Below are 6485 nucleotides of genomic sequence, written 5' to 3'. Positions count from 1 at the left end.
ACAGTTCTTGTAAATACGTATGATTCCTTTTGATGATGATTGTTCTGTTGTACCAGTTGCTGCCCCATGCTGTGGAACTCAATGTAATGCGGATACTACATAACTTTGTCTTTTGTGTCGTTGCATGCAGGAATCAGTAGTCGAGCGATGAATACGAGTCATCGAATAACTTTCTTAGGAAAGTATTCAAAGTATCTCCGCCAGACGATGGGTGTGAGACCATGGCCGAACGCCCCAAATCATCTCGGTCCCGAACTCGTTTCCACTCCTCCATGCCCATCGAGAAGCCCACACGGCTCTCAGACCTCCGGATCCAACATGCATCCCTCGTTCTAACTGCCCTCAGACTGAACGGGCCTCTCTCGCGCGCCCAATTGGCCCGCCAGATAGGCCTGAGTCAGCCGACCGTCTCAGCCATCGTTGAGGAACTGCTCCACTTGGATCTGGTGGTGGAAAAGGGGGAAGGCCCGTCCACCGGGGGACGCAGACCCACACTGCTCGGCCTTGGGGGCGAACGGTTATACGTCCTAGCCATGGACCTCGGGGGGACCCGGATGAAGATGGGGCTCGTGAACCTCCAGGGTCGTTTGCTCGCCAGCCAAGCTGTACCCACACCGGGCTCCGGACGAAACGGTACGACTCGCCTTGATCCGCAGCAGATTCTTGAGGGAGTCGTCGCCCATCTGAAGCGCTTCATGGATGAGGTCGCCGTTCCGAAAGACCGGATTCTCGCTCTGGGTCTGGGTCTCCCTGGGGTAACAGACCCTGAGCGAGGCATCGTTACCCTTGCACCAGCCCTTGGGTGGGTCGACATGCCCGTCGTCAAGGTCATGGAAGACTCGCTCGGGATGCCCGTCTTCGTCGAGAACGATGTGAACGCTGCTGCGTTAGCGGAGCAACGGTACGGCCAGGGGCGCCGTATGCGCAACTTTGTCTTTGTGGCCCTCGGGACCGGTATTGGAGCTGGGCTCATCCTCGAAGGGCGCCTTTACCGGGGTCACGCTAACGCCGCAGGTGAAGTCGGGTACCTCGCCATCGATCGGGATTGGATACGGGCACACACCTCTACCCGAACCAGTCCCGGCGACGCTTTCGGTTGTTGGGAAAGCCTTTCGGCTGCTCCAGCCATTGAACGTATGGCCCGCGAGCTGCTCTCGCAGCATGAAAGAGCAGACGCAAGTATACTCCAGTCCACAGAATTGACAGCTGAAGCGGTGATGGATGCAGCCGCACAAGGCGACCCCGTGGGACGGGCCGTTCTCGATCAGTTAGCTGAAAACCTAGCCTTGGGTTTGACGAACATTGTGGTCTTGTTGGACCCCGAGGCCATCATTTTGGGCGGTGGCGTCTCCCTCGCTGGAGACCTGCTCCGCGACGCCGTTCAAGATCGGTTGGTGCAAACAAGTCCCTTCGTTCCGGAACTCCTCATCTCTGAGTTAGGCGAGCAAGCGGGCCTTCTCGGTGCCGCTGCCGTCGCGGTGGAGGGTATCGTGCCACTGACCATTGCCCGAGGTGGCCACAAGGGGATGTCGAGGGAGGTGATGGATGACTCGTAGGCTCGTAGACCCCGCTTCGGGCATAACGGATGGCTGGCTACCGATAAACCCCTAGTCGGTAACCATCAGATAGGGCGAGCAACAACCGAAATGGAGAGGGAGGTTTACCATGCACGGTTGGACGCGCTGGGCATCGGTCTTCGTCCTCGCGGTGGTCGTTTCGGTTGCTCTGGCGGTACCCGCAGCTGCTAAGGAACCACCTTTCCGGGTTGCCATCAGCAACGGTTTCGTCGGTAGCGAATGGCGGACCCAGATGGTCGAGAGCGCTCGCGTCGTTTTCGAGGAGTACAAGGCAAAAGGGCTCGTCACCGGGGACCTCTACGTAAACCATGCCGGCCCCGACGTGACTGCCCAGATTGCCCAGCTCCGGAACATGATCAACCGAGGCTTCGACCTGATCATCATTAACCCCAACTCGCAGACTGCCCTCAATCCCGTCATCGAGGAAGCGGTAGACCGGGGCATCGTGGTGGTCGTGGTCGACCAGGAGGTGACCAGCCCCAAGGCCATCAACGTGGTCATCGACCAGGCTGAGTGGGCCCGCATCTCGGCCCGCTGGCTGGCGGAAACCTTGGGGGGCAAGGGCAAGATCGTGGCCATCAACGGGCTGGCGGGCCATCCGGCCAACGAGGATCGGTGGCGCGGCGCTCGGGACGTCTTCAGCCAGTACCCGGATCTCGAACTCCTCACCATGGTTCACGGCGATTGGGATCAGGCCACGGGCCAGCAACGGATGTCTGACCTCTTGGCCACCTACCCGGAGATCGACGGGGTCTGGGCCCAGGACGGCACGGCGGAGGGCGCGCTCCGGGCAGTGCTCAACTCGGGCCGGGAACTCCCTGTCATGACCGGCGAAGCCCGGGTCGGGTACATGCGGATCTGGAACGATCTGCGTAGCCGGGGCTTCAAGAGTATCGGAGTCATCAACCCACCGGGCATTGCAGCCAGCGGTCTTCGCATTGGTATGCAGGTCCTCCTGGGCCGGGAGTTCAAGGACGGCATCCTGGCTCGGGGCAACACCCTCTACGTGCCTATCCCCGGCACCGTCACCAACGAAAACTTCGATGAACTGTGGGCTCAGTACCAAGACTTCTCCGATGCCTACTCCCTGGATGGTTGGCTGACCGAGGAAGAAGCCCTCGAGTATTTCAAGTAAGTGGAAACTGGACGGCCCCTGGGGGGAACGTGCTCTCCCCCGGGGGCCTCGTTCGCTGACGGCAGATAGCACGTATCCGTGGGAAGTCGTGGTTCTTCACAGGGCTGGCCTCGCGGACGCCTGACCAAAGGGGGGGTGAATGTGGGCGGAAACGCCGTTCCCTTGTTAGAGGCCGTGGGTATTCGCAAGCGCTTCGGCGGGGTGGTCGCCCTGGACGGAGCATCCCTACAATGCCAGGCCGGTGAGGTTCACGCTCTCTTGGGCGCCAACGGTTCAGGCAAGAGTACCCTGGCCAAGGTGGTCACGGGAGTGGTTGCGCCCGATGCCGGCGAGGTACGGATCCGGGGCCGCGTCGAGAAGATCAGCGGCCCCGCCGATATGGACCGGTTGCGGATTGCCGCCGTCTACCAAGAGCTGAGCCTCATACCCCAGCTCACAGTGGCCGAGAATGTCCTCCTCAACCGGGAACCAACCCGTGCGGGCTTTATCCACAGGGAGGCGCTGTGGCAGCGAGCGGCTGAGGTCCTCCACCGGCTGGAGCAGTACTTGGACCGTCGCCTCCCCCTCCACGAGCCCGTGGGACAACTCTCGCCTGCGGACCAACAGCTTGTGGAGATCGCCAAGGCCCTCAGCCGGGACCCAGAGATCCTCATCCTCGACGAGGCGACCGCCTCCTTGCGGCGGCATGAGGTGGACGCGCTGAACCAGGTGGTCCGGGAACTGAGTGCCGCTGGAACGGGGATTCTCTTCATCTCGCACCGGTTGGGGGAGGTGTACGAGCTTTGCCAGCGGGCAACCATCCTCCGCAACGGACGGGTGGTCGGAACAGTGGATCTCGCGGAGACGCCAGAGCGGGATCTTCTCCGGCTCATGACGGGTGAGGACCTGGTGTTGGAGCGGAGAGGTAGGTCGCGACCTATGAGTCGTCCCGTCCGGCTACGGGTGGAGGGCCTTCGGGTCGCAGGCTGTTTGGACGAGATCTCGCTGGAAGCCCGGGCTGGCGAAGTGGTCGGCCTGGGAGGGCTCCAGGGCCAGGGCCAGTCGGACCTGTTGAGGGCCTTATTCGGCGACCTCCCCCACGCGGCCGGCCGGGTCGAAATCGACGGCAAGCCCGTGCGGCTGGGCCAGCCCGCGGACGCCATCCGCCACGGAATGGTGTTGGTGCCGGGCAACCGCGGGCAGGAAGGGCTGTTCATGATCCGCTCGGTGTTGGAAAACATCACTCTCCCCAGCCTGGCCCACCGGTCTTGGGCGGGATGGCTCTCGCTCCAACGGGAACGGAACGCGGCCCGACACATGCTGAACCGACTCCAGGTGAAGGTTGGGAGCCTTGACGACTCAGTGGCCACACTGAGCGGCGGCAACCAGCAGAAAGTGGTGGTGGGCAAGTGGCTCCTCACCGAACCCAAGATCCTGCTCCTGGATGATCCCACCAAGGGTGTCGACGTCCAGGCCCGGAACGAGCTCTACCGCGTGGTGGAGGACCTTCGTGACGCAGGCCTGGTTGTGATCCTTAACTCCAGCGACGACAGCGAGCTCTTAGCCCTCTCCGACCGGATCCTGGTCCTCTACGAAGGCCGGGTAGTCGATGAACTTCGGGGCGAGCGCCTGACGGAGCAGGAGTTGGTAGGTGCCTCTCTACGCCTGGGATCGTCGGACAGGAAAGAGGGGATGAGCCATGCTTAATGGACAGGATGCTCGCCTGATCATCCAACGGCCCCCGTTACCTTCCGTCCTCCGGCGGAGCCTGCCCTTCTTGGCCAGCCTGGGAGTGCTCGGGGGGGTGCTGGTGGTCAACGCCATCCTCCAGCCCAACCTCCTTACCCTGCCGGTAATCCGGTCCAACTTGGCCACCTTTCTTCCCCTCATCGCAGCCGCCGTGGGACAGGCCATCATCGTCCTCAGCGGGGGCATCGACCTCTCCGCAGGCGGCATTATCACCTTGGTGAACGTCGTTCTGGTCTCCCTAGCGGGTGTCTGGGGGACTGAGAGCGGTTGGAGCACCCTCGCTGCGGTACTGGTCAGCCTGCTCGTCGCCGTCGCGGCGGGGCTTCTCAACGGCCTCTTGGTCGCCTCCCTCCGCCTGCAGGCCATCGTCGCTACCTTCGCCACCAACTTCGTTTGGATGGGACTGGCCCTGGCCGTGCTCCCGGTGCCGGGCGGGCAAGCCCCGATCCCCCTCTACCGGCTCTATCGGGCCAGCTTCCTCGGGATCCCCAGCGTGGTCTTCTTACTGATCCTGGTCATCCTGCTCTGGGTGATCCTCAAGAGAAGCCGGATGGGACAGTTCCTTTATGCCGTTGGCGGCCATGCCCAAGCAGCCTTCGCCAGTGGTCTACCCGTGGAGCGCGTCCGGATGCTCACTTACGGGTTGGGGGGGCTCTTTTTCGGCCTGGCGGGCGTCTTCCTCACCGCCGACATCGCCTCTGGTGACCCGCTGATCGGCTCCCCCCTCACCATGAATACCATCGCAGCCGTCGTCATCGGGGGCACACCACTGGCCGGAGGTACGGGCGGGGCGGGCGGCGCCGTGGTAGGTGCTATCGTTCTGGGCTTGATCCGGAACATCATCTTTTTTGCCAACGTCCCGCCCTTCTACCAGGACTTCATCTCAGGGCTCATCATCATCGCTGCGCTGGCCCTGGCGGCAGGCGGCCGGGGAAGGAGGCGGTCCGCATGACCTCAGAACAGAGAGCCACCCCGTCCGGCGAGATGCATCCTGGATTGGCCCAGCCCCCCCTCGATCCCAATGCCGGGGCGCTCACCGTCCGCCTGAGGCGGTTCCTCACACCGAGCGCCATCGCCTACGGGCTCGTCCTGGTGCTCTTCGTGGTCGGTGAGCTTCTGTCACCCGGCTTCTTGAGCACCCGCCAGGTACTGAACGTCCTTCGCGTCGCCTCCTTCCTGGGCATCGTCGCCGCTGGTCAGACGCTGGTGGTCCTCTCGGGTGGGGAGGGCATTGATCTGTCGGTGGGTGCGGTCATGAGCCTGGCGGCGGTGATGACCGCCCACATCACGCAAGGGCGGGATGCTCTCGTCCTCCAGGCCTTGGCTCAGATCCTGGCTGTGGGCTTCGCTCTGGGAGCTGTCAACGGTGTGGGAGTCGCCTTCTTGCGCATTCCTCCGCTCGTCATGACTCTTGGCATGAGCGGCGTCGTTCAGGGGCTCACCCTGCTCTACACCCAGGGCATCCCCAAGGGGCGAGCGGCACCGATCCTCAACGAGCTGGTGACGAGCCCTTGGATCGGGGGAATCCCAGGCATCCTGGTCATCTGGCTTGGCCTGGCGGTGCTGATGTCGCTCCTCTTGGGCCGGACATCCTTCGGCCGACGGCTGTACGCCATTGGTGCCAACCGACGGGCTGCAGCCCTCTCAGGCATCCACGTACGGCCCATGCTGGTGGTTATCTACGGCACCAGTGGGATGTTGGCCGCCTTAGCCGGCTTCCTCTTCGTAGGGTACACGACCACGGTCTTCCTGGACATCGGCGGCGATTACGTGCTCCGCTCGGTCGCGGCGGTGGTGGTGGGTGGAACATCATTGGCCGGCGGGGTGGGGAGCTACACGGGAACGGTGGCGGGCTCCATCGTCCTCACCCTGCTCCAGTCCATCCTGACCACCCTCCGCCTGGGCGAGGCGGCACGGCAAGTCATCCACGGTCTGGTCCTGGTGCTCCTCCTGGCAGCCTACGGCCGCCAACGGGCCCTGCGCCAGTGACTCGGGAAACAACCGGAGAACAGCAAATGAGGAGGGACTATCGTGGCGCGTCGAAT

Annotated in this window: 5 protein-coding genes; all 5 read left to right on the top strand. The window is 63.1% G+C overall.

The features are described from left to right. The first annotated feature begins 221 nt into the window (after positions 1 to 221). The 5 genes from FWJ67_RS08855 (at position 222) to FWJ67_RS08835 (ending at position 6429) form a co-directional block, all read left to right on the top strand. On the top strand, positions 222 to 1556 hold the full coding sequence (locus FWJ67_RS08855) for an ROK family protein (protein WP_414482712.1): 1335 nt from the start codon (positions 222 to 224) through the stop codon (positions 1554 to 1556). 109 nt (positions 1557 to 1665) lie between these two features. Continuing rightward, positions 1666 to 2712, top strand: a complete 1047-nt coding sequence (locus FWJ67_RS08850; RefSeq protein ID WP_304172552.1) for an ABC transporter substrate-binding protein — start codon at positions 1666 to 1668, stop codon at positions 2710 to 2712. Positions 2713 to 2886: 174 nt separating this feature from the next. After that, positions 2887 to 4398: a sugar ABC transporter ATP-binding protein gene (locus FWJ67_RS08845; protein ID WP_414482411.1), complete on the top strand. Its 1512-nt coding sequence runs from the start codon at positions 2887 to 2889 to the stop codon at positions 4396 to 4398. After that, the gene (locus tag FWJ67_RS08840) at positions 4391 to 5392 is read left to right on the top strand and encodes an ABC transporter permease (RefSeq protein WP_414482711.1); all 1002 of its coding nucleotides are present in this window, start codon (positions 4391 to 4393) and stop codon (positions 5390 to 5392) included. The genes FWJ67_RS08845 and FWJ67_RS08840 overlap by 8 nt, the downstream gene beginning before the upstream one ends. Before the next feature lie 32 nt (positions 5393 to 5424). Beyond that, on the top strand, positions 5425 to 6429 hold the full coding sequence (locus FWJ67_RS08835) for an ABC transporter permease (protein WP_369686557.1): 1005 nt from the start codon (positions 5425 to 5427) through the stop codon (positions 6427 to 6429). The last annotated feature ends 56 nt before the right edge of the window (positions 6430 to 6485 follow it).

Origin of the sequence: Limnochorda sp. (assembly GCF_047459355.1) — a bacterium.
GTDB lineage: Bacteria > Bacillota > Limnochordia > Limnochordales > Limnochordaceae > Limnochorda.
The sequence above is the reverse complement of the archived record's forward strand: the minus strand, read 5'-3'. Positions and strand labels throughout refer to the sequence as shown.